We start from the raw sequence: 23,569 nt of genomic DNA on the forward strand, positions 1-23,569 counted from the left end.
CGTCAGGTGCGCGAGGCCATCCCCATGCGCGTCAGCACGACGGACTCGAGGATCTGGACGACGTTGTAGAACAGCAGCGCCGTGCCCGTGACGAGGACGACCGCCGTCCAGACGGCCGAGAACTGCGCACCGGCGATGAAGCCGCCGACCGATCCGCCGATCCCGCCGCCGACCGCGAGCCACTCGGCCAGCAGGGCTCCGGTGATGGCGCCGGGCACCGAGATGCGGACCGCCGCGAAGAACTCCGGCAGGGAGTTCGGCAGGGCGACCTTGCGCAGACGCGTCCAGGCACCGCCGCCGTAGACGGTGACGAGGTCGTTCATCTGCGGCGAGGCGGCCTTGAGGCCGAACACGATGTTGACCAGCGCCGGGAAGAGGACGACGATGCCGCCGATGACGGCGACCGACGCGAAGTCGCGGCCGAAGATGAGGATGATCACGGGTGCCATCGCGACCAGCGGCACCGAGCGCAGCAGCATCGCGAGCGGCATGAGGGCGTGCTCGACACCCTTGCTGAGCTGGAACACGAGCGCGACGACGAGCGCGACGAACAGCCCCGCGCCGAAGCCGACGACGGAATGGCCGATCGTGGTCCCGAGCAGGCCGAAGAGCTGCGACCGGTTGGTCGCGGCGGCAGGCACGGTGAACAGGAAGTTCCACACGTCGAGCGGTCCCTTGCCGACGTACGGCGAGATGCCGAAGATCGTGAGGGCGCCCACCCAGAGGATCAGGACGGCCACGATCGTCAGGACGAAGGTGAGGAGGCTGCGACCCAGCGCCCGCAGCGTCGCCCGTCGAGACTCGCGACGGATGTCGGCGGACAGGTCGGATCGCGGGGCCTCCGCCGTCCGCGCCGTGCCGGCCGTCTTGCCCTGCAGCACACCGGTCATCGGTTCGTTCCCTTCGCCCAGGGCGCGACGGCCCGCGAGACCAGGCCCAGCAGGCCGTAACCGGCCAGGGCGACGGCGCCGGACACGAGGGCGATGTCCCACACGCGGGGCGCGTTGAGCGCCTGCTGCGCGGCGATCATCGCGGGACCCACGCCGACGGAGATCTTGCCGAAGAACTCGCCGAGCACGGCGCCGAGGAAGGCGGCGGGCACGGCGACCTGCAGCGCGTTGAGGATCGCGGGCAGTGCGGCGATCAGACGGACCTTCCGCAGCTGGGTCAGCCGCGAGCCGCCGTAGACGGTGATGACGTCCAGGCTCGCCCGATCCGCCGCCTTCAGGCCCAGGAGGGCACCGACGACGGTCGTGAAGAAGCAGCTGAGGGCGGCCAAGAAGATCGCCGTCGTCGACGGCTGGCCGGGCTGGGGGAGCGGCGCGATGACGATCAGGAGCAGCCCCAGCGCGACGATCGGGATGCAGTACGTGATGATCGCGATCTGCATGACGACGCCCTCGAGGCGCGGCACGATGAGGACGAGCGCGGACAGCAGGAGGGCGAGGCCGTTGCCCCAGAGATAGCCGGTGCCGGCCTCGGCGAGCGTCACGCTGAAGTTGCGGACGTAGAAGTCCCACCCCGTCGCGCCGAACTCGAGGACGACCTGCAGCGGGGTCGGGATGGCCTGCACGCCGCCGGGACCGACGCTGGAGAACACCGTCGCGGCGAGGATCCACCACAGCAGGAGGATCGCGAGCCCGCCGATCAGGCCCGTGGCCCACGCCGGCAGGCGCACGTCCTCCCACTGGATGGTGCGGCTCTTGGCGGCGTCAGTGGTCATCGGCCGCGGCGCCTCCGACGCCGAAGAGCAGTTCGGAGGCCTGGTCGACGTAGGCGTGGAACTCGGGTGTCCGCATCATCTCGGGCGTCCGCGGACGGGGGAGGTCGATGTGCATGACCTCCTTGATCCGTCCGGGACGGGGGCTCATGACCGCGACCTGGTCGGAGAGGAAGATGGCCTCCGAGATGCCGTGCGTGACCAGCAGGGTCGTCGCCGGCTTCTCCGTCCAGATGCGCAGGAGCTCCAGGTTGAGCTTCTGCCGCGTCATGTCGTCGAGGGCGCCGAACGGCTCGTCGAACAACAGGACGGACGGCTTCATGATGAGCGAGCGCGCGATCGACACGCGCTGACGCATGCCGCCGGACAGCTGGGCGGGCTTCGCCTTCTCGAAGCCCCTCAGCCCCACGAGGTCGATCATCTCGGCGACGTAGGCCTTGTCGACGGGAGTGCCGGCGACCTCGAACGGCAGCTGGATGTTCGACTGCACGCTGCGCCACGGCAGCAGCGCGGAGTCCTGGAACGCGATGCCCAGCTCGTTGCCGCGACGCAGCTCCTTCGGGCTCTTCCCGTCGACACGGGTCGTCCCGCTCGTCGGGTCCTCGAGTCCGGCCAGGATGCGCAGGATCGTGGACTTGCCGCATCCGGACGGGCCGAGCAGAGCGAGGAACGTGCCCTGCTCGGTGTGGAGGTTCGCGTCTTGCAGCGCCACGACGCTCTTGCGTCCCACGCTGAAGACCTTGTTCAGGTCGGTGATCTGGAGGCCGGTGCCCAGGGTGTTGCCCTGGGCACCGGTCTGGAGAGCCGTATCGGTCACGATGGCTTCTTCCCGCGGAGTGTCAGCCCGCGTAGTTCTTCAGGTCGGGGTTCTCCTCGTAGACCTCCTGCAGGAGGCTGAGGTCGAACAGCTGCGACGCCTCGAGCGTGATGCCGGCGTCGGCGAGGCTCTCCAGCGTCGCCTGCTGCAGGTCGTCGCTGATGGTGAACAGGCCGTTCTCCTCGGTCTCGTCGGAGACGACGAGCTCGTTCTGGGCGATGGCGCCGGCGAGCGAGTTCTCGGGGTTCAGGTCGAGGTCGGCGCCGTACTCCTCGACGGCCAGGCGCGAGCCCTCCTCGGGGTCGTTCAGCGCGTCGGTCCAGCCCCGGATCTCCGCCGTCAGCAGCGCCTTGAGCTTCTCGCGGTCGTTGGCGATGGACTCGTCCGTCACGACGACGGCCTCGGCCATGAACGGCAGACCGTTGTCGGCGAAGGGCAGGTTGGTGGTCGCCAGGCCCTGCGCGGCGACGGTGACGGCCTCGTTCGTCAGGAACGCCATGAAGCCGTCGACCTCGCCGTTGACCAGCGGCGCCGGGTCGTACTGCACCGGCACGATCGTCATCTCGCTCGGGTCGATGTCGTTGGCGGCCAGGAACGCGTTGAACAGCGAGGTGTTCGAGTCCTGGATGCCGATGCGCTTGCCCTTGAGGTCGTCGACCGTCGCGATGTTGCCGCCGTCCTCGAGCGAGAGGATGGTGAACGGGTTGCGCTGGAAGGTCGTGCCGATGATCTTGATCGGCGCACCCTCGGACGCGATGGCCGCTCCGGTGGAGACGGCGTCGGTGAGAGCCGCGTCGGCGCTCCCCGAGAGCAGCTCGGCGACACCGGTCGACGGGCCGGGCACCAGGTTGACGCCCGAGAAGCCGGCGTCGGTGAAGTAGCCCTTGGTGTCGGCGAAGTACTCGCCCGCGAACTCCTCGTTGAGGATCCAGCTGAGCTGGAGGGTGAGCTCGCCGTAGCCGTCCGCCGACGATTCGGCGGAGTCGCCGGTCGAGGCGGCGCCGCCGCCGCAGGCGGTGAGGGTCAGAGCGGAGAGCGCGACCCCGGCGAGGGCCGCGACGACGCGCTGTGCGCGTCGGGAGGTGAGGAACGTCATCGCTGTGTCTCCAGAGAGCCGGTGGTGCTTCATCGGGTGGGGGGGGCGGCACCAGGAGATCGATGCGCGCTGGTTCGAAACATACGAGATGTTGATTACACGAACACTGGCTCGGGTGTTTCGCGGCCGTTACACCGTGTCGGGCACCGCTGTCGTGCACGGGGCGTCCCGCGACGACCTCTCCTCCCCAGGCCCGAGCTGTGCGCCCGGGGGACACGGGGCCGCATCCGTGTCGGCGGCCCGGGTTACCGTGGACAGGTGACATTCCCCGGCGCCGCACCCGAGCCGTACGCCGACGCGCACCCCGAGCCGTACGGCGTCTACGACGATCCCTACGCGGGTGCCGACTGGGACCCCGACCTGTTCGCCCCGCCCGAGGACCCCGACGCGCCGCCTCCCCCGATGGATGCCACGGCCTCCCCCTTCGCCCGCGCCGCGGTCGCGACCGGCACGGCGAAGACCCTGCCGTCGGCGCGCGACTTCACCGGGCGCGACCCGCGGGACGTCCTGCAGGAGGTCTACGGGTACGACGCCTTCCGCGGCGACCAGGCCGACATCGTCCAGCACGTCGTCGACGGCGGCGACGCGGTCGTGCTGATGCCCACCGGCGGCGGCAAGAGCGTCACCTATCAGGTGCCCGCCCTCGTCCGTCCCGGCACGGGGCTGGTCGTCAGCCCGCTCATCGCGCTCATGCACGACCAGGTCGACGCGCTCGTCGCGAACGGCGTCCGCGCCGCGTACCTGAACTCGACGCAGGCACCGGCCGAGCGTCAGGCGGTGGAGCAGGCGTTCCTGTCCGGCGACCTCGACCTGCTCTACGTCGCTCCCGAGCGTCTCAACGGCGCGCAGACCCTCGGCCTGCTCTCGCGCGGACGCCTGAGCGTCATCGCGATCGACGAGGCGCACTGCGTGTCGCAGTGGGGGCACGACTTCCGACCCGACTACCTCGCCCTGGGCGACCTCGCCGACCGCTTCCCCGACGTGCCCCGCATGGCCCTCACCGCCACGGCGACGCCGGCCACCGCGCAGGAGATCGTCGAGCGCCTGCGTCTGCGTGACGCCCGCGGCTTCGTCGCGAGCTTCGACCGCCCCAACATCCAGTACCGCATCGACGCCAAGGTCGACCCGCGGCGTCAGCTGGTGTCGTTCATCAGGTCGCAGCCCGAGGGCTCCGCGGGCATCGTCTACGCGCTCAGCCGCAGGAGCGTCGAGCAGACCGCCGCCTACCTCTGCGCCCAGGGGCTCGACGCCCTGCCCTACCACGCCGGGCTGGACGCCTCCGTCCGCGCGGCCAACCAGTCGCGGTTCCTCCGCGACGACGGCGTGGTCATGGTCGCCACGATCGCGTTCGGCATGGGCATCGACAAGCCGGACGTCCGCTTCGTCGCCCACATCGACCTGCCCAAGTCCGTCGAGGGCTACTACCAGGAGACCGGCCGCGCCGGCCGCGACGGCGACCCGTCGACGGTGTGGATGGCCTACGGGCTCGGCGACGTGGTGCAGCAGCGCCGCATGATCGACCAGTCGCCCGGCGACCGTTCCTACAAGATGCGCCTCGGCCAGCACCTCGACGCCATGCTGGCCCTCTGCGAGACGGTGGGATGCCGCCGGCAGAACCTTCTCGCGTACTTCGGGCAGCCCTCCGAGCCGTGCGGCAACTGCGACACGTGCCTCACCCCGCCCGACACGTGGGACGGTCTCGTCGCCGCGCAGAAGCTGCTGTCGACGATCGTTCGCCTGCAGCGCGAGCGCAACCAGGCCTTCGGCGCGGGCCACCTCATCGACATCCTGCGCGGGGCGAAGACCGAGCGGATCTCGCAGCAGGGCCACGACCGTCTGACGACCTACGGACTCGGCGCCGACCTGTCGGACCAGGACTGGCGGAGCGTCATCCGTCAGCTCCTCGCCCGCGGCATCCTCGTCGCGCGCGGCGAGTACGGCACCCTCGCGCTGAGCGAGGCGTCCGGCGGGGTCCTGCGCGGCGAGACGCCCGTGCCGTTGCGCCGCGATGCGCTCGGCCGCACCGGCGGCGGAGGGGGCGCCGGCCGAGCGCGCAAGTCCAGTGCCGACGACGTCGCCCCGGGCGACCGCGACCTGTTCGAGGCGCTGCGTGCGTGGCGCGCGGAGCAGGCCCGCGAGCAGGGTGTTCCGGCGTACATCGTCTTCGGCGACGCGACCCTGCGGGCCATCGCCGCGGCGCGGCCGTCGGCGATGGGCGATCTCGACGGCATCACGGGCATCGGCGCGAAGAAGCGCGAGGCGTACGGCGACGGCATCCTGACGGTGGTCGGCCAGCACTGACCACGGCCGGCGCCGACTCAGCGGTCGGCGCCGACCCGTCGTGGCCGGTGGGCGATGTCGACAGCCCACAACGGCCCCGGATGACGTCCCCCGACCTCTTTGTGGGCAACGTGCACAATGTCCCCACCACGTTGTGGGAGTCCTACCGTGGTGGCATCCCTTTGCATCGTCGAGAGGTGTTCTCATGACCGACGCCGCCGTCCGTCCCACCACGCCCGCCACCAGCACGCGTACCCCCGTCGGGGGAGCGCCGACCGCCGCCCACTCCGCGGCCGAGGCGCACGAGTCCCGCATCGACGTGGACCGCGTCACCGATCTGCTGCTCGGCACGTGGGCCGACACGCGCCGCGAGGCGCGCGCCATGCTGAAGGACCCGGCGTTCTGGCGTGACGACCGCCTCGGCATGGACGACCACCGCGAGCGCACCCTCAGCCAGCTCCACCTGCTCGTGCAGAAGAAGGCGGTGCACCGGGCGTTCCCGAAGCGGTTCGGCGGCGAGGAGAACAACGGCGCGAACATCGCCGGGTTCGAGGAGCTCGTCGCGGCCGACCCCAGCCTGCAGATCAAGTCCGGCGTGCAGTGGGGGCTCTTCGGCTCCGCCGTCCTGCAGCTCGGCACCGCGGAGCACCACGACAAGTGGCTCCCGGGCATCATGAGCCTCGAGATCCCGGGCGCCTTCGCCATGACCGAGACCGGTCACGGCTCCGACGTCGCCGCGATCGGCACCACCGCCACCTACGACGCCGAGACCGAGGAGTTCGTCATCCACACCCCGTTCCGCGGGGCCTGGAAGGACTACCTCGGCAACGCCGCACTGCACGGCAAGGCGGCCACCGTCTTCGCGCAGCTCATCACCAACGGAGTGAACCACGGCGTGCACTGCTTCTACGTGCCGCTGCGCGACGACGAGGGGAACTTCCTCCCCGGGATCGGCGGCGAGGACGACGGCCTCAAGGGCGGCCTGAACGGCATCGACAACGGCCGGCTCCACTTCGACCACGTCCGCGTCCCCCGCACCAACCTGCTGAACCGCTACGGCGACGTCGCCGCGGACGGCACCTACTCGAGCGAGATCGCCAGCCCGGGCCGCCGCTTCTTCACGATGCTCGGCACGCTCGTGCAGGGTCGCGTCTCGCTCGACGGAGCCGCGGCCTGGGCCTCGGCCATCGGCCTCACGATCGCCGTCACCTACGGCAACCAGCGCCGCCAGTTCGACTCCGGCAGCGGCACGCCCGAGGTCACCCTCCTCGACTACGGCAAGCACCAGCGCCGGCTCCTGCCCCGCCTGGCCACGACGTACGCGGAGATCTTCGCGCACGACGAGTTCCTGCAGAAGTTCGACGGCGTCTTCAGCGGCGCGGCCGACACCGACGAGGACCGCGAGGACCTCGAGACCCTCGCGGCGGCGCTCAAGCCGCTGTCGACCTGGCACGCGCTCGACACCCTGCAGGAGGCCCGCGAGGCCTGCGGCGGTCAGGGCTTCCTGTTCGAGAACCGCCTGGTCGGCCTGCGCGCCGACCTCGACATCTTCGTGACCTTCGAGGGCGACAACAACGTGCTGCTGCAGCTCGTCGGCAAGCGCCTGCTCGCCGACTACGCCCGTCAGTTCAAGGGCAAGGATGCGAAGGCGCTCGCCGCGTTCGCCGTCGGTCAGACCGCGGGCAAGCTCTTCCACGGTGCCGGCATGCGCCAGCTGGGCCAGGCGGTCTCCGACTTCGGCTCGACCGCCCGTTCCGTCGAGCGCGGACTCCGCGCCGAGCAGCAGCACGAGCTCCTCGCCGGCCGCGTCCAGCAGATGATCGCCGACATCGCCGGTCGCCTCCGCCCCGCCGCCAAGCTGTCCCGCGAGGACGCCGCCGCGCTGTTCAACGAGAACCAGGCCGAGCTCATCGAGGCGGCCCGCGCGCACGGCGAGCTGCTGCAGTGGGAGGCCTTCACCGACGCCGTCAACCGCGTCACCGACCGCGACACCCTGCGGGTGCTGACGTGGGTCCGCGACCTCTTCGGCCTGCAGCTCATCGAGAAGCACCTCGCCTGGTACCTCATCCACGGACGCCTGTCGACGCAGCGCGCGGCGGCGGTCTCCAGCTACATCGACCGTCTCTGCACGCGGCTGCGTCCGCACGCGCAGGACCTCGTGGATGCCTTCGGCTACGGCCCCGAGCACATCCGTGCGTCGATCGCCTCCGGGGTCGAGGACGACCGGCAGAACGAGGCCGCCTCCTACTACGCGGAGCTGGCGGCATCCGGAACCGCCCCCGTCCCGGAGAAGAAGCCCGCGAAGTAAGCGCGCCCACGCCGCGAGGACAGGCGGTGCCTCCGGAACAGGCCGATGCCCCGCGCATCGGCCTGTTGTCGGTGCACCGCCTGTTCCGTCGTCGGAGGAGAAGGGGGGCCGTAGCCTGGGCGGATGAGCGACGTCCGCATCGGTCCCGACGGCACCGCCCGCTGCGCCTGGGCCGGCGACGACGCCGAGTATCAGCGCTACCACGACGAGGAGTGGGGCACGACGCTGCGCGGCGACCGCCCGCTGTTCGAGAAGATGAGCCTCGAGGGCTTCCAGGCCGGGCTCTCCTGGATCACCATCCTGCGGAAGCGGCCACGGTTCCGCGAGGTCTTCGGCGGCTTCGAGCCGGCGACGGTGGCCGCCTTCGGTCCCGACGACGTGGAGCGGATGCTCCAGGATGCCGGCATCATCCGCCACCGCGGAAAGATCGAGGCCGTGATCGCCAATGCCGCCATCGTCGCGGGCATGGCCGACGGGGAGCTCGACGCGCTGCTGTGGTCCTTCGCGCCCGCGGCGCACCGGTCGCCGTCGACCTTCGCCGAGGTGCCGGCCGTCACCCCCGAGTCCACGGCGATGAGCACAGAGCTGCGGCGCCGCGGCTTCCGCTTCGTCGGTCCGACCACCATGTACGCGCTGATGCAGTCCTCGGGGATGGTCGACGACCACGTCGCCGGATGCTGGCGCGCCGCCGCCTGAGCCGCCGCGCGCGGGCCGGCTCACTCGGGCGGGGTCGCCTCCTGCGCCTCGAGCTGCCGCAGACGCTGCAGCTTCGCCCACGGCCAGAACCCGATCCAGGCGACGGAGGCGATCGAGGCCCCCATGATCATCGACGCGGCATCCATGCCCCGACGCTACGAGAGGGAGGATTCCCCGCGCCTCCCCCGGGGGAATGAATCCCGCGCCCACCCGTTAGACTGATCTACGGAGCTTTCGCTCCTCGCGTCGTCGAACGCACCGGCCCCCTCTGCGTGGGCCTTTGACCTTCACGGCGAACGGATGCGCCGCCCGGCGCCTTCGCCCTTGCAGCCGCAGCATCGCGGCATCCCGAACCGCCGCGTCCTCGCGCGCGGCAGGAGACTTCATGACGTCCCAGACCTTCACCGACCTCGGCGTGCCCGCGCCCCTGGTCGACGTGCTCACCGCGCAGGGCAAGCCCGCGCCGTTCCCGATCCAGGCCGACACCCTTCCCGACACGCTCGCCGGGCGCGATGTGCTCGGCCGTGGCAAGACCGGCTCCGGCAAGACCCTCGCGTTCTCGCTCCCCCTCGTCGCGCGCCTCGCGGCGAAGACCGACCGTCGTCGCGGTCGTCGTCCCCGCGCCCTCGTGCTGGCCCCGACCCGCGAGCTGGCGAACCAGATCGACGCGGTCATCCAGCCGCTCGCCGACGCCTTCTCGCTGACGACCACGACCGTCTACGGCGGCGTCAACCAGAAGCGCCAGGTCGATGCGCTGAACGCCGGCGTCGACATCCTCGTCGCGTGCCCCGGCCGCCTGGAGGACCTCATCGGCCAGGGCTTCGCGAGCCTCGACGACGTCGAGATCACCGTGCTGGACGAGGCCGACCACATGGCGGACCTGGGCTTCCTGCCCGGCGTCACCCGCCTGCTGGCCCGCACGCCCGCCGACGGTCAGCGCCTGCTCTTCTCGGCGACGCTCGACAACGGTGTGGACAAGCTCGTCAAGCGCTTCCTGCGCAACGAGGTGCTCCACTCGGTCGACGAGGCGCACTCCCACGTCGCGGCGATGACGCACCACGTCTTCGTTCCCGTCGACGCGGATGCCAAGAAGGAGCTCGTCCAGACCCTGGCGTCGGGCACCGCCCGTCGCATCCTCTTCATGCGCACCAAGCACCAGGCGAAGAAGCTGGCCAAGTCGCTCACCGCCGCCGGCATCCCGTCCGTGGATCTGCACGGCAACCTGTCGCAGCCGCAGCGCGACCGCAACCTCGCCGCCTTCGGCGACGGCCGTGCCAAGGTGCTCGTCGCGACCGACGTGGCCGCCCGCGGCGTGCACGTCGACGGCGTCGAGCTGGTCGTCCACGTCGACCCGCCCGTCGAGCACAAGGCGTACCTGCACCGCTCCGGCCGCACCGCCCGCGCGGGCTCGGCCGGCGACGTGGTGACGATCATGCTGCCCGAGCAGCGCCGTGACACCCTCGACATCCTGCGCAAGGCCAAGATCTCGGCGACGCCGACCCCCGTGACCCCGACCTCGCCCGAGGTCGTCGCGCTCGTCGGCGAGGTCGCCCCCTACGTCAAGCCGGAGCCCGTCGTCGCCGTGCAGCAGGGCGGCGGCCGTTCGCAGGGCGCCAACGCCCAGCGCAAGCGCGCCGCCCGCGGCGAGGGCGCCTCGGACGCGTCCGCGCGCGGAACCGCGACCGAGGGCGGCGGCCGTCGCCGTCGCGGTGGTCGCGGCGGCGGTGCCGCGGGCGAGACGGCCGGTCAGCGTCCCGCCGCCACGGCGGCCGGCGGTCGCAGCGGCCAGCGGTCGGGTGCCGGTCGCGGACAGGGCGCGGGTGGCGCGCAGCGCGCCGGCGCCGGCTCGACGCGGTCGCAGGGCTCGGGCCGCACGGCATCCGGGACCCCCACCACCGGGATGGTCGTCGGCGCCGCGCGGAGCGCGCGCACGAACCGTCGCGCCCAGGGCTGACCCTTCCTCTCCTCGATGCCCCGCACCCTCCGGTGCGGGGCATCGTCGTCTCCGGCCGCGGGGCCGTCCTGCGGAGACCAGGGCGACACGCCGGTTCCGCGACGTCCCGACGCGGCGTGTCGCCTGCCATCTGCGCACGACGGTCGCGGCCGCGGCTGGTCGGACGGTGCTCCGCCGGCCCGCGCGACCGCCGGGCCGCGTCGCGAAACAGCCCTCGCGACTGCCGGGCCGCGTCGCGAAGCGGCCGGTCGCTGCGCGAACGGGCATCGCGGATGTCGGGGGTCTGGGCCACACTGGGGGCGGTCCACCCGAGGAGCCCCCATGGTCGATGAGAATTCCGCTGCCGACGCGCACGACGTCATCCGCGTCCGCGGCGCCCGCGAGAACAACCTGAAGGACGTCGACCTCGACGTGCCGAAACGGCGGCTGACGGTCTTCACGGGCGTCTCGGGCTCGGGCAAGTCGTCGCTCGTCTTCGGCACCATCGCCGCGGAGTCCCAGCGCCTCATCAACGAGACGTACCCGACGTTCGTGCAGCAGTTCATGGGCCAGCTGTCCCGGCCGGACGTGGATGCGCTCGAGAACCTCAGCGCGACCATCCGCGTCGACCAGGAGCGGATGGCCGCCAACGCCCGATCGACGGTCGGGACGGCCACCGACGTCCACGCGATGCTGCGGGTGCTCTTCAGCCGCATCGGCCAGCCGCACGTCGGCTCGTCCCAGGCGTTCTCGTTCAACGTCCCGTCCATCTCCGGCGCGGGCGCCGTCGTGATCAAGACCGGCGCGCGCAAGGGGCAGAAGGAGCGGCGGTCGTTCGAGATCACCGGTGGAATGTGCCCCGACTGCGAGGGGCTCGGCCAGGTCAGCGACATCGACCTCGACCAGCTGTTCGACAAGACGCTGTCGCTGAACGCCGGCGCGATCTCGGTGCCGGGGTACACCGCCGACGGGTGGATGGTGCGCGTCTTCAGCGAGTCCGGATTCTTCGACGGCGACAAGCCCATCCAGGACTTCACAGACCAGGAACGCCACGACTTCCTCTACAAGGAGCAGACGAAGGTGCGGATCGCCAGCACCAACATGACCTACGAGGGTCTCGTCCCCAAGATCACCAAGAGCATGCTGCAGAAGGACCGCGACGCCCTGCAGCCGCACGTCCGCGCGTTCGTCGACCGGGCGGTGACGTTCGTCGCGTGTCCCGCGTGCGGGGGCACCCGCCTGAACGAGGGCGCGCGCTCGTCGCGCATCGACGGCGTCAACATCGCCGACGCGGCCGCCATGCAGATCACCGACCTCGCGGCATGGGTGCGCACCGTCGATGACCCGTCCGTCGCCCCCCTCGTGCAGGGGCTGAGCCAGACCCTGGATGCCTTCGTCCACATCGGCCTCGGATACCTCTCCCTCGACCGGGCGAGCGGCACACTGTCGGGCGGCGAGGCTCAGCGGACCAAGATGATCCGCCACCTCGGATCGAGCCTCAGCGACATCACGTACGTCTTCGACGAGCCGACGGCGGGGCTGCACCCGCACGACATCCAGCGGATGAACGCGACGCTGGAGCAGCTGCGCGACAAGGGGAACACCGTCCTCGTCGTCGAGCACAAGCCCGAGGTGATCGACATCGCCGATCACGTCGTGGATCTCGGCCCGCGCGCGGGCCGGGACGGCGGCACCGTGCAGTACGAGGGCGACGTCGCGGGTCTCCGCGCGTCCGACACGCTCACGGGACGCTTCCTCGACCACCGGGCGCAGCTCAAGCCGGCGGTCCGCGCGGCCTCCGGCGCCATGCCCATCCGCGACGCGCGACAGCACAACCTGCGCGGGGTCGACGTCGATGTCCCGCGCGGGGTGCTCACCGTCGTCACGGGGGTCGCCGGCTCGGGCAAGTCGTCGCTCATCCACAGCAACCTCCCCGCGTTCGACGACGTCGTCGTGGTCGACCAGTCGGTCATCAAGGGGTCCCGGCGCAGCAGCCCGGCGACCTACACGGGCATCCTCGACGCGGTCCGCTCCGCCTTCGCCAAGGCGAACGGCGTCAAGCCGGCACTCTTCAGCGCGAACTCCGAGGGCGCGTGCGTCGCCTGCAAGGGCCTCGGCGTCATCGTGACGGAGCTCGGCTTCCAGTCGACCGTCGAGACGGTGTGCGAGCTGTGCGGGGGGACGGGCTTCAACGACGACGTGCTGGAGTACACGCTGAACGGGAAGAACATCTCCGAGGTGCTAGCGATGTCGGTGGCCGAGGCGGCGGATTTCCTGACCACCGGTCCTGCCGTCGCGGTGCTCGGCCGCCTGAGGGACGTCGGCCTCGGGTACATCACGCTCGGGCAGTCGCTGAACACGCTGTCCGGCGGCGAGCGACAGCGGCTCAAGCTCGCGATCTCGATGGCCAAGAGCGGCGCGGTCTACGTCCTGGACGAGCCGACCACCGGGCTGCACCTGGCGGACGTCGACAACCTGCTCGGTCTGCTCGATCGCCTCGTCGACGCGGGCAACACGGTGGTCGTCATCGAGCACCACCAGGCGGTCATGGCGCACGCGGACTGGATCATCGACCTCGGCCCGGGTGCGGGGCACGACGGCGGCACCGTGGTGTTCGAGGGGACGCCCGCCGACCTCGTGGCCGGGCGCTCGACGCTGACGGGGGAGCACCTGGCCCGCTACGTCGGCGCCTGACCGCGGGCCCGGTGGACGGGCCGGCGGTCCGCGAACCGGCGCGACCCCGTCTCAGTGGGGGAGCGTCGCGTCGTGCAGGTGGCGGTCGCCGTGCGAGAGCACCTTCACCATCACCCCGCGCTGACGCAGCTCGGCCACGGCGCGCGTCTCGTCCTCACGGGTGAGCCCGAGCGCGTGCACGCTCGACACGACGAGCACGTCGCCGCGGGTGAGCGTGCCGAAGAAGCGGGCCAGTCGTGCAGCCCATCCCTCGAGCGTCTCGGGGGCGGGATGCCGGAACCCCTCGATCGGCACGCCGAACCGCGTCAGGTCGTCGCGCTGCTGCACGACGGACGGCATGCCGGGCCGCGAGACGACCAGGCCGACGAGACGGGAACCGGAGGGGCGCGCCCGCCAGAAATCGCGGTCGCTCAGCAGCTCGGTGAAGCACTCCGGGCACTCGGCCGCCGCATGGGGGAGAGGCACCGGACTGGTCCCGGCGTCGCCCGCGCGGGACGGCATCGTCGGGATCGATTCGCTCATGGAAACCTCCGCGTCCCATTCTGCCGCACGGTTCCTGAGCGCGCCCCCCCTCGGGGACCCGTCCGGGGAGACCCGCACAGGAGATGGCACGACGACAGGCCGATTCCCGCAGAAGAGGCCTGTACCCGACGCGTCGCCTGCCCCCGGCACCGCGGAACGGCCACCGCGGCAGACGAGGGGGAGGGATGCCAGGGGGTGGCATCCCTCCCCGTCCCTTCCTCAGTGGGCGGAGTAGCCACCGTCGACGAGGTGGTAGCTGCCCGAGATGAACGACGCCGCGTCGCTCAGCAGGAACAGCGTCAGCGCCGCGACCTCCGCGTCGGTGCCGAGGCGTCCGGCGGCGTGCTCGTTCTCGAGGTGCGTGAGGGCCTCGGGCGAAAGGCTCGAGCGGACGAGCGGGGTGTCGATGAAGCCGGGGCCGACCGCGTTCGTGCGGACGCCCTTCGCGGTGTATTCGAGGGCCGCGACCTTGGTCAGCCCCACGAGCGCGTGCTTGCTGGCGACGTAGGCGGCGTTCTGCGCGATGCCGACGGATCCGAGGACGGATGCCATGTTGACCACAGCCCCGCCGCCGGCCTCGACGATCGCGGGGAGCTGGAAGCGCAGCCCGTAGAAGACGCCGTCGAGGTCGACGGAGCGCACGCGGTCCCAGGCGGCGATGTCGTAGTCGCCGATGTTCTGGGGGGCGGCACCGATGCCGGCGTTGTTGACGGCGAGGTGCAGGGCGCCGTACGTCTCCTGCGCGAAGCGGACGGCCGCCTCGGAGTCCTCCCACTTCGCCGTGTTCTGGGCGAAGGGCGCGGCGGTCCCGCCGGCGCTCGTGATCTGCTCGACCACCGCCGTGGCGGCCTCCAGGTTGATGTCCGTGACGACGACCGACGCCCCCTCCGCGGCGAGCTCCCGGGCGATCGCCGCGCCGATGCCGCTGCCGCCTCCGGTGACGAGGGCTGTCTTGTTGTCGAACCTGGCCATGACGTTACTTCTCTCCCGCAGCCTCGTCCCCACGGCTCTCGCGGCGACATGCATGCGCGCGAATGGAACAACCGGTCGGCCGGCCCGGCTATTCCGTCAGATGCGGATCGAGAAGCCGCCGTCCGCCGACAGCAGCTGACCACTCACCCACCGGCGCGGGCAGCGCCGGTCACGAGGGCCAGGGGCATGTCGTCAGGCTAGCGCGACGTCCGCCCTCAGCCCTCGTCGATGCGCAGCTCCAGGCTGAGCTGGTCGGCGTCCAGCTCGGCGAGGGCGTGCCGCAGCGCCGCCGTGCTGAACCGGCCGTCGCGGGAGAGGTCCTCGAGCCGCCGCCGCATCACCTCGATGAGGGCGAGCCGCAGCTCGAGCGCGCCGTGGAGAGACGCGGTCGCCTCCTCGTCCGGCGGACGTGTGAAGCGCTCGCCGACGCGGGCGAGCGCGGAGCTGTCGAACGGTTCGCCGTCGCGGCGGCGCAGCTCCCCGCCGCGCACTGCGGCGACCGCGGCCTCGCGCAGCTCGGCATCCAGGCTCCGCTGCTCGTCGCGGGTCGGTCCCTCGCCGCCCTGTCCTTGCAGGCCGAGGACGCGCACGACCGTCGACAGGGTCAGGCCCTGGAACACCAGGCTGAAGAGGGCCACGAGGAACGCGACGAAGATGAGCAGCGGCCGGTCGGTCACGCTGTCGTCGCGCGGCAGCGTCTGCGCCGCGGCCAGGGTGACGACGCCGCGCATGCCGGCCCACACGATCACCGTGCCGTGCCGCCAGCCGAGCGGGGAGTCCCGGTAGTAGTCCAGGTCGGCGAGCGTCCGCGTCACGCGACCGCGCATGCGGCCGACGCGTCGTGCCGTGCGTTCGGGATCGGTCACGGGCCGCGACAGGCTGTCCGGGTCGGTGCGCAGGACCTCCTCGAAGCGGTCGACGCGGTCCCGCACCTGCTCGAGGCGTTCCCGTCCGCGAGCGAAGCGGCGACTGCGCCGGCTCTGCAGCCAGATCAGCCCCGAGACGTACAGCGCCCGCACGACGAGTGCGATGCCGAGCGCCGAGAGCGCGAGCCACGTGCCGTGCCAGAGACCCTCATGCTCACGCAGGTTGTTGTCGACGATGTCCTGCAGCTCGAGGCCGAAGACGAGGAACACGCCGCCCTCGAGGAGGAGCTCGATCGTGCGCCAGTTCAGCTGGTCGCTCATCCGCTGCTCGGGCGTGAAGCGTCGCGCCGCGCCCTGGCCCGTGACGATGCCCGCGACCACCGCCGCGACCAGGCCCGAACCGCCGAGGTGTTCCGTGGGCAGGTAGGCGATGAACGGCACGGTGAAGCTGAGTGCGGTGTTGGCGGCGGGGTTCGGCACGCGCTCCCGCACCCGCAGGTTGACCCAGCCGACGACCGCGCCGAGCACGAGGGCGACCCCGACGCCCCAGGCGAAGGCGCCGATGCCCGCTCCGAAGGCGAACCCGGATGCCACGGCGGCGACGGCCGTCCGCAGCAGCACGAGCGCGGTGGCGTCGTTCAGCAGGCTCTCACCCTCGAGCAGGGTGACCACCCGCGGCGCGATCCCGAGGCGCTTCGCGATGGACGTCGCGACCGCGTCGGTGGGGCTGAGGATCGCGCCGAGCGCGATGCCGAGGGCGATGCCGAGCCCCGGGATCACGGCCCAGAAGAACAGGCCGAGCACGAGCGAGCTCAGCACGACGAGCAGGACCGACAGACCCGCGATGGGCAGGAAGTCCCGTCGGAACTCGATGGCGGGCAGCTGCACCGCCGCCGAGTAGAGCAGCGGGGGCAGGACGCCCACCAGGATGACGTCCGGCTCGACGGCGATCGCCGGGACGAAGGGCAGCAGGCTGACGCCGAGACCGATGGCCAGCAGCACCAGGGGGCCGGCCACGTTGAAGCGGGGGGCGATGACGGTGACGAGGGCGACCACCACGACGCCGGCCACGACGACGATGAGCGGATCGATCACCCTCCGAGGCTAGTCCCGCCGCGGCGGTGGCCGCGGGGACGCTACCGTGAACCCATGACCCCCCAGCGAACCGAGCCCGTCGAGCGCGCCGAGACGGCCGCCGTCCGATGATGAGCGGACCCGCCCACCTCGACGGCATCCTGTATCCCCCGATCGAGCCGTACGAGACCGGGATGCTGCTCGTCGGCGACGGTCAGCGCGTGTACTGGGAGCAGAGCGGCAACCCCGACGGCAAGCCGGTGGTCTTCCTGCACGGCGGGCCCGGATCCGGATGCTCCGACTGGCACCGCCGGTTCTTCGACCCCGAGAAGTACCGGATCGTGCTCTTCGATCAGCGCGGCTGCGGCCGGTCGACGCCGCACGCGAGCGCGCCCGACGCCGATCTGCGCTTCAACACGACATGGCACCTCGTCGGCGACATCGAGATGCTCCGGCGCAACCTGGGGATCTCGCGGTGGATGGTCTTCGGCGGCTCCTGGGGGAGCGCCCTGGCCCTCGCCTACGCCGAGACGCACCGCGACGTGGTGAGCGAGCTCGTCCTGCGCGGGATCTTCACCCTCCGGCGTCACGAGCTGGAGTGGTTCTACGAGGGCGGGGCGGCGGCGCTGTTCCCCGATCTGTGGGAGGGGTTCGTGGAGCCGATCCCGGTGCTCGAGCGCTCGCGTCTCATCGAGGCGTACCACCGCCGGCTCACCGATCCCGACCCGGCCGTGCATGTGCCCGCCGGTGTGGCCTGGACGACGTGGGAGGCCTCCACCCTCACGCTCCTGCCGGACCCGGCGCTCGTGTCGTCGATGGCGGACCCGGTGGCGGCGACGGCCTTCGCCCGCATCGAGAACCACTACTTCGTCAACGACGGCTGGTTCCGGCCGAACCAGCTGATCGAGGACGCGCCGGTGCTCAAGGACATCCCGGGCGTCATCGTCCAGGGCCGGTACGACGTCTGCACTCCGATGATGACGGCGTGGGACCTGCACCGCGCCTGGCCCGAGGCCGAGCTCGTCGTCGTCGACGACGCCTCGCACTCCGCCGGCGAGGTCGGCATCGCCCGCGCGCTGCGGGCGGCGACGGACCGCTTCGCCGACGCCTGAGCGGGGCCGTGGGCGGGCGGCGGGCTGTTACGCCCCCGCCCGCACGGCCTCGGCGATCGCCCGCATGCCGGCGAGGGTCTCGGCGAAGCTCGTCGACAGCGGGGACAGCCCGATACGCAGCCCGGCGGGGTCGCGGTAGTCGGGGATGACGTCCTCGCGCCACAGCCGCGCGGTCACGGCGCGCATGGCGGGGTGCGAGAGCAGGATGTGCCCGCCGCGCTCCGCCTCCGCGCGCGGCGAGGCGACGCGCACGCCGAGCGGATCCAGGATGCCGTCGGCCACTCGGAGCGCGAAGCCCGTGAGCTGCAGCGACTTCTCCCGGATCGCCCCGATGCCGGTCCGCGCGATCAGGTCGAGGGTGTCCTGCATCGCGATCATGCCCAGCACCGGCGGGGTCCCCGAGAGGAATCGGCGCATGCCCTCCGCGGGGTGATACTCGGGACCCATCGCGAAGACGTCGGCGGTGCCCATCCAGCCCTGGACCGGCTGGACCAGCGTCGCCTGGTGCCGCGCGGCGACGTACGCGAAAGCGGGGGAGCCGGGGCCGCCGTTGAGGTACTTGTAGGTGCAGCCCACGGCCAGGTCCGCGCCCCAGGCGTCCAGAGCCACGGGGACCGAGCCGGCGGAGTGGCACAGGTCCCACAGCACCAGCGCGCCCGCGTCGTGCGCGACCGCGGTGAGGGTCGCGCCGTCCGCCAGGAAGCCGGAGCGGTAGGACACGTGGCTGAGGAGGACGACCGCGGTCCGCGGACCGACCGCGGCGCGAAGGAGGTCCGCGTCGACACCGCGGGTCGGATCGACGTCGACCCACACGACCCGGGCGCCCCGTTCGGCGGCGATCCCCTCGACGAGGTACCGGTCGGTCGGGAAGTCGTCGCGGCCCACGACGATCTCGACGCGGGCGGGATCGGCCGCGGTCTGCGCATCGAGGGCGGCGCGCAGGAGCTTGTACAGGAGCACGGTGGTGGAGTCGCCGATGACGGTCTGCCCGGCCGCCGCTCCGAGCGCCAGGGCGCCGATGCGGTCGCCGATGACGAACGGGAGGTCCATCCACGCCTCGTCCCAGCCCCGGATGAGGCGCCCGCCCCACTGGTCCGTCACGAAAGACGACAGGCGGTCCGCCGTCGCCCGGGGCGGCCGTCCGAGCGAGTTGCCGTCGAAGTACACCAACGGCGTCTTGCTGCCGACGAACGCGTCGCGCAGGGACCGGAGCGGGTCGGACTCGTCGAGGGCGATCGCCTCGGCATCCAGGTCCAGGGTGAGGTCAGTCGACACGGGTGAGCTCCTCGGCGGTGACGACGGTGCCGCGGCTGAGCCACGTCGCGATGTCGTCGGGGTCGGTGGGTGGGGGACCGGCGACGAAGGTCGCGACGCCGTCCGCGCGGTGCGCCGACGGCCAGGGGTCGGTGAGGGATGCCAGCAGATCGTCGCCCCGCAGACCGGCCTCCTGCAGGGCGAGCAGTTCGCGACGGTTCAACCCCACCGGGAGCTCTCCGTTGCCGAGATCGGTGCCGTAGAGGACCCGGCCGCCGTGGGCCGCGAAGGACCGCAGATTCCCGATCGCCGTCGCCCGCGCGTCGCCGCGGTGGATGTCGAGAGTCGAGATCCAGATCTGCCCCGCGTCGACGGCGCGACGCACCAGTCTCCGCGGGAGGGGCGCGTCGAAGGGGGTGTGGGCGAGGGCCGCGACGCCGGCGGCGAGGGCCCGCTCGACCTGGCCCGGTCCCTGGGCGTGCGCGACGACGGGCAGGCCGCGCTCGCCGGCCGCGGCCACCACCGACTTCAGGGCGCCGTCCGAGAGGACGGGACCGGCGTCCGCGTGCAGGGCGACCTTGATGACGCGCGCGCCGGCGTCGGCCTGTGTGTCGACGGCGGTGCGGGCTCCGCCCGGGACCCCGGGATGCCGCGAGGCGTCGGTGACCGTCCGGACGATCTCGGGCGGTGCCCAGGAGCGCCCCTCGGGATAGCCGCCGGGGACCGTGAGGAACGCGCCGGCGAACGTCGTGCGCGGGAGGCCGGCGGAGCGTCGGGCGAGGGCGACGGGGTCGCCGCCCAGATCGAGGACCCCCGCGATGCCGCGCCGCGGCAGCCCCGACGCGTCGATCAGGTGCAGGTGCACGTGATGATCGACCGCCGGGGGCAGCGCGGTGCCGCGCTCGGACGTCGACGTACGACGGACGGCCCAGGCGTCGGCGAGCATCGCGGGACCGCGATCAGATGAGGGAGAGCTCGCGCAGCTTCGACTCGACGTCGGCGTTCGACGGTTCGACGTGGTGCGAGGCGTCGGGGTAGACCACGACGGGGATGTTCGTGCGGCCCGAGATCTCCTTGGCCACGTCGGCGGCCGACGGGTCGGCCACGAGGTCGACGTATTCGTAGGCGACGCCGAGGTCGTCGAGCTGCTTCTTGGTACGGATGCAGTCGCGGCACCAGTCGGCGCCGAACATGCGGATCGATGCGTCAGAGGACATGCCTCCAGCGTACGCCGCACAGCCGAGCCCGGGCCTGGGCGTCGGCTCTGCGGCGACGGGCCGGGCGACGAGCGTCAGGCGGCGAGCTCGTCCTCGAGGGGCTCGACCACCGCGGCGATGCGCGCGGCGCGGCTCTTCTTCGGGGCGTAGACCACGAGGGCGTGGAAGACGAAGCGGACGACGAACGCCGCGACCAGCGTCAGGGCGGCGGCGAGGACGCTCGGCAGATGGGCGCGCTCGACGAGGATGCCGATGACGGGGATGCGCACGATCGCCTCGATGCCGTTGAAGGCGAACGACTTGGCGAAGCGGTGCCACATCTGGCCGGACTCCGCGCGCATGTCGGCGAACACCAGGTACTCGAGCAGCAGGAAGTTGCCGATGATCGTGATGACGCTCGCGACGACGGCGGCCCAGAGGTACTCCATGCCGAACTCGGTGAGAGCCCACATGATGGCCAGGTTCGCCAGCGCGCCGATGCCGCCGACGACGGCGAACGCCGACATGCGGCCGAAGCGCAGCATCGTCAGCTGGGTGAGGAAGCGCATCCCCTGGCTGAGGGACGCCTTCGACTCGCCGGCGAACCGGGGAGCGAAGGCGAAGGGCACCTCGGCGACGCGGAGCTGCTTGCGGGCGAGGATCTCCAGCAGGATCTTGAAGCCGCGGGGACGCAGGCTCTCGAGGTCGAGCGAGCGGAGGTCGACGAGGAAGAACCCGGTCATGGGGTCGGAGCAGTTGTGCAGCTTCTTCGGGAACATCGCCTTGGTCAGCAGCGTCGACGCGCGCGAGACCGTGGTGCGCACGGCGTTCGCGAGACCGTCCGACGTGCCACCGGCGATGTAGCGGGATGCCACGACCACATCGGCGTCGCCCATCTCGGCGCGCTCGAGGAGGTCGGCGATGATCTCCGGCGGGTGCTGCAGGTCGCCGTCCATGACGACGCAGCGGTCGGAGGCCGCTGCCCGGAAGCCCTCGACGACGGCGCCGCCCAGTCCGCCGACGGGGTCGTCGCGATGGATCAGGCGGACGGGGACGTCCGCCGTCGCGGCGACGGTGCGGATGATGTCGGGGGTGTCGTCGGTCGAGTCGTCGACGAAGACGATCTCGACGGCACGGCCCGGGAGCGCGGCGGTGGTGCGACGCACGAGCTCGGCGACGTTCGGACCTTCGTTGAAGGTGGGAACGATGACGGAAAGATCCATGGGTGCTCGCGTTCTCGGTGGTGCCGGACTTCCCAGCGTAGACGGGCCACCCCCTGCGTCTTCTGGGATTGTGGATGAGTTCTGTGAGAGATATCGGTCGTTCACCGGTCGGTTCCCAGGGAAACACCCCATAGACCCCCGCCGTTCGGCGGGGGTTGGCCTCTCATCCGATGGCCGCGGCGAGCTCGTCGACGGTCACCCCGTAGTTCACCCGGACGACCGGGAGAGCGAGCTTGTCCGTCCCGATGCGGACGTACCCGGGCTCGATCGTGCGCCCGAGCGCGAAGCCCGCCGCCCGCACCGCCTCCTTCGTCCGGTCGTCGTAGTGGCCGAAGGGGTAGGCGACGACGTCCTTCGCGCCGAGGATCCGGGCGGACTCCTCGAGGTCGGCGACGATGGTGGCGACGTCGTCGTTGACGAGCCGGCCCTTGCCGTTCGGCCCTGCCCGGTGCATGTCGTGCGTGTGCGAGCGCTGCAGCACGAAGGGGTTCGGCGACGGCTCGGTGCGGGCGGACGTGATCACGAACGAGGTGGTCAACAGGTGGCGGCGGTCGACGACGGGCGCGGCGAGCTGCAGCCAGGTGGGATCGGCGTCGTCGTCGGTGATGACCACCGACCGCGCGGGCAGGAACAGGGCGCCGTCGATGAAGGCGTCCACCTCGTCCCACGTCGGCAGGTAAAATCCGGCCTGCTCGATGTGGGCCATCTGCGCGTCGAAGTCCCCGAGGAAGGCGTAGTTGAGTCGCAGCCAGCCGTCCTCGCCCTCCGGACGCGTCGTGAACTGGTGGTACATGAGGATCGGCAGCCGGGTCGCCGCGGCCCGGTTCTCCTCGGGCGTCGTCCACGCGGCGTGCAACGTCGCCCGGCGGTCCGTGCAGGCGACGAGGTCGGCGCCGTTGATGCGCGCGGACGTCGTGCCGGCCGCGGCGTCGACCGCGGTCGGGTACCAGCCGGCGAAGACGCGATCCGCGGCGCGGGGGATCGGCAGACCGCGGTAGAGGACGTCGCGGACCTGCAGCTGCGGGTCCAGTGCGACCCCGTCGCCCGCGAACTCGACCGCGCACGCGTCCGGGTCCGTCGTCGTCGCGAGCAGCCGGTCGGCCGCCGACGCGGGGACGACGGGATCGGGGGACGACGTCGCGGGGCGCGCGACGGCCTCCTCCCGGGCGGGGGTCGATGCGAGGACGGAGGCCGCGGCGACCGAGACGACGACGGCCACGACCACGCCGAGCGCGACGAGGACCCGCTTCCGCCGGATCCGCCGGCGGGTGCGGCGGTCGCGGCGCGTGGGAACAGGGCGGCTCATGCGAGTGCTCCTCCGGGTCGGGTGCCCGCACCGTAGACAGCCCGGCGTCGGACCGTCCGTCGCGGCGGCCCGCCTCCGCCCGGGGTGAGACCGGGCGTCCGCCGCGTGCGGCCGGAACGGATCTCCCGCCCCCGCCGACGACATCCGCCGCACATCCACCCCTCCCGGCGCGGGAGGATGGGGACATGATCCGCATCGGCATCGTCGGAACCAGCAGCATCTCGGAACGTCTGGCGGACGCGGTCCGGCAGGTCGACGGCGTCGCCGTCTCGCGTGTCGCCTCCCGCGACGCCGACCGTGCCCGCGCCTTCGCCGACACGATCGGTGCTCCCGGCACGGCCGTCGGCCTCGACGAGCTCCTCGCGGCGGACGACGTGGACGCCGTCTACCTCGCCAGCCCGAACAGCGTGCACGTCGACCAGGTGGAGCGGGCGCTGGACGCCTCGATCCCCGTGCTCGTGGAGAAGCCTGGCGACCCTCACCGCCGCCGACTGGGACGC

Annotated in this window: 19 protein-coding genes and 1 pseudogene; 7 read left to right on the forward strand and 13 right to left on the reverse strand. The window is 71.8% G+C overall.

What is annotated here, in order from left to right:
- Positions 1–2 precede the first annotated feature (2 nt).
- The 4 genes from MRBLMI1_RS10075 to MRBLMI1_RS10090 are packed head-to-tail and all read right to left on the reverse strand — an operon-like array spanning position 3 to position 3,633.
- The gene (locus MRBLMI1_RS10075; protein WP_367731817.1) at positions 3–890 is read right to left on the reverse strand and encodes an ABC transporter permease; all 888 of its coding nucleotides are present in this window, start codon (positions 888–890) and stop codon (positions 3–5) included.
- The gene (locus MRBLMI1_RS10080) at positions 887–1,723 is read right to left on the reverse strand and encodes an ABC transporter permease (RefSeq protein WP_367731819.1); all 837 of its coding nucleotides are present in this window, start codon (positions 1,721–1,723) and stop codon (positions 887–889) included. Before MRBLMI1_RS10080 ends, MRBLMI1_RS10075 begins: the two co-directional genes overlap by 4 nt.
- Positions 1,713–2,537: an ABC transporter ATP-binding protein gene (locus MRBLMI1_RS10085; protein ID WP_367731821.1), complete on the reverse strand. Its 825-nt coding sequence runs from the start codon at positions 2,535–2,537 to the stop codon at positions 1,713–1,715. Before MRBLMI1_RS10085 ends, MRBLMI1_RS10080 begins: the two co-directional genes overlap by 11 nt.
- Before the next feature lie 22 nt (positions 2,538–2,559).
- Complete coding sequence (locus MRBLMI1_RS10090; protein WP_367731824.1) at positions 2,560–3,633, reverse strand: ABC transporter substrate-binding protein; 1,074 nt, start codon at positions 3,631–3,633, stop codon at positions 2,560–2,562.
- Positions 3,634–3,891: 258 nt separating this feature from the next.
- Between MRBLMI1_RS10090 and recQ the strand changes: the two genes are divergently transcribed.
- The 3 genes from recQ (at position 3,892) to MRBLMI1_RS10105 (ending at position 8,917) form a co-directional block, all read left to right on the forward strand.
- Entirely contained in the window at positions 3,892–5,934 is a 2,043-nt protein-coding gene (gene recQ, locus MRBLMI1_RS10095; protein WP_367731826.1) for a DNA helicase RecQ, read from the forward strand.
- Positions 5,935–6,118: 184 nt separating this feature from the next.
- Entirely contained in the window at positions 6,119–8,221 is a 2,103-nt protein-coding gene (locus tag MRBLMI1_RS10100) for an acyl-CoA dehydrogenase (RefSeq protein WP_367731828.1), read from the forward strand.
- A gap of 123 nt (positions 8,222–8,344) precedes the next feature.
- The gene (locus tag MRBLMI1_RS10105; protein WP_367731830.1) at positions 8,345–8,917 is read left to right on the forward strand and encodes a DNA-3-methyladenine glycosylase I; all 573 of its coding nucleotides are present in this window, start codon (positions 8,345–8,347) and stop codon (positions 8,915–8,917) included.
- Positions 8,918–8,937: 20 nt separating this feature from the next.
- On the opposite strand, the gene MRBLMI1_RS10110 is transcribed toward MRBLMI1_RS10105, so the two are convergent.
- Positions 8,938–9,063, reverse strand: coding sequence for a hypothetical protein (locus tag MRBLMI1_RS10110; RefSeq protein WP_367731832.1), 126 nt, complete (start codon positions 9,061–9,063; stop codon positions 8,938–8,940).
- Positions 9,064–9,302: 239 nt separating this feature from the next.
- Here MRBLMI1_RS10110 and MRBLMI1_RS10115 point away from each other — a divergent pair, with 239 nt between their 5' ends.
- A complete protein-coding gene (locus tag MRBLMI1_RS10115; RefSeq protein WP_367731834.1) occupies positions 9,303–10,871 on the forward strand; it encodes a DEAD/DEAH box helicase in 1,569 nt (522 codons plus the stop codon).
- Positions 10,872–11,192: 321 nt separating this feature from the next.
- Positions 11,193–13,544: an ATP-binding cassette domain-containing protein gene (locus MRBLMI1_RS10120; protein ID WP_367731914.1), complete on the forward strand. Its 2,352-nt coding sequence runs from the start codon at positions 11,193–11,195 to the stop codon at positions 13,542–13,544.
- A 51-nt stretch (positions 13,545–13,595) separates the two neighbouring features.
- Here MRBLMI1_RS10120 and MRBLMI1_RS10125 read toward each other — a convergent pair whose 3' ends face one another.
- The 3 genes from MRBLMI1_RS10125 to MRBLMI1_RS10135 form a co-directional block, all read right to left on the reverse strand.
- Entirely contained in the window at positions 13,596–14,066 is a 471-nt protein-coding gene (locus MRBLMI1_RS10125; protein WP_367731916.1) for a dehydrogenase, read from the reverse strand.
- 219 nt (positions 14,067–14,285) lie between these two features.
- Entirely contained in the window at positions 14,286–15,038 is a 753-nt protein-coding gene (locus MRBLMI1_RS10130; RefSeq protein WP_367731944.1) for an SDR family NAD(P)-dependent oxidoreductase, read from the reverse strand.
- Positions 15,039–15,253: 215 nt separating this feature from the next.
- A complete protein-coding gene (locus MRBLMI1_RS10135; protein WP_367731947.1) occupies positions 15,254–16,999 on the reverse strand; it encodes a cation:proton antiporter in 1,746 nt (581 codons plus the stop codon).
- 110 nt (positions 17,000–17,109) lie between these two features.
- Here MRBLMI1_RS10135 and pip point away from each other — a divergent pair, with 110 nt between their 5' ends.
- A complete protein-coding gene (gene pip / locus MRBLMI1_RS10140) occupies positions 17,110–18,090 on the forward strand; it encodes a prolyl aminopeptidase (RefSeq protein ID WP_367731950.1) in 981 nt (326 codons plus the stop codon).
- A gap of 27 nt (positions 18,091–18,117) precedes the next feature.
- Here pip and MRBLMI1_RS10145 read toward each other — a convergent pair whose 3' ends face one another.
- From MRBLMI1_RS10145 to MRBLMI1_RS10165, 5 genes are all read right to left on the reverse strand, one after another.
- Positions 18,118–19,365 carry a kynureninase gene (locus MRBLMI1_RS10145; RefSeq protein ID WP_367731952.1) on the reverse strand — a complete coding sequence of 416 codons (1,248 nt, stop codon included), beginning with the start codon at positions 19,363–19,365 and terminating at the stop codon, positions 18,118–18,120.
- Positions 19,355–20,290 carry a hypothetical protein gene (locus MRBLMI1_RS10150; RefSeq protein ID WP_367731954.1) on the reverse strand — a complete coding sequence of 312 codons (936 nt, stop codon included), beginning with the start codon at positions 20,288–20,290 and terminating at the stop codon, positions 19,355–19,357. The genes MRBLMI1_RS10145 and MRBLMI1_RS10150 overlap by 11 nt, the downstream gene beginning before the upstream one ends.
- A 13-nt stretch (positions 20,291–20,303) precedes the next feature.
- Positions 20,304–20,561, reverse strand: a complete 258-nt coding sequence (locus MRBLMI1_RS10155) for a glutaredoxin family protein (protein ID WP_367731956.1) — start codon at positions 20,559–20,561, stop codon at positions 20,304–20,306.
- A 74-nt stretch (positions 20,562–20,635) separates the two neighbouring features.
- Positions 20,636–21,763, reverse strand: a complete 1,128-nt coding sequence (locus MRBLMI1_RS10160; RefSeq protein ID WP_367731958.1) for a glycosyltransferase — start codon at positions 21,761–21,763, stop codon at positions 20,636–20,638.
- A 163-nt stretch (positions 21,764–21,926) separates the two neighbouring features.
- Complete coding sequence (locus MRBLMI1_RS10165) at positions 21,927–23,069, reverse strand: xylanase (protein ID WP_367731960.1); 1,143 nt, start codon at positions 23,067–23,069, stop codon at positions 21,927–21,929.
- Positions 23,070–23,254: 185 nt separating this feature from the next.
- On the opposite strand from MRBLMI1_RS10165, the pseudogene MRBLMI1_RS10170 reads away from it, so the two are divergent.
- Positions 23,255–23,479, forward strand: a pseudogene (locus MRBLMI1_RS10170) (Gfo/Idh/MocA family oxidoreductase); the annotation flags it as partial.
- Positions 23,480–23,569: the final 90 nt, after the last annotated feature.

Origin of the sequence: Microbacterium sp. LMI1-1-1.1, assembly GCF_040815675.1 — a bacterium.
GTDB lineage: Bacteria > Actinomycetota > Actinomycetes > Actinomycetales > Microbacteriaceae > Microbacterium.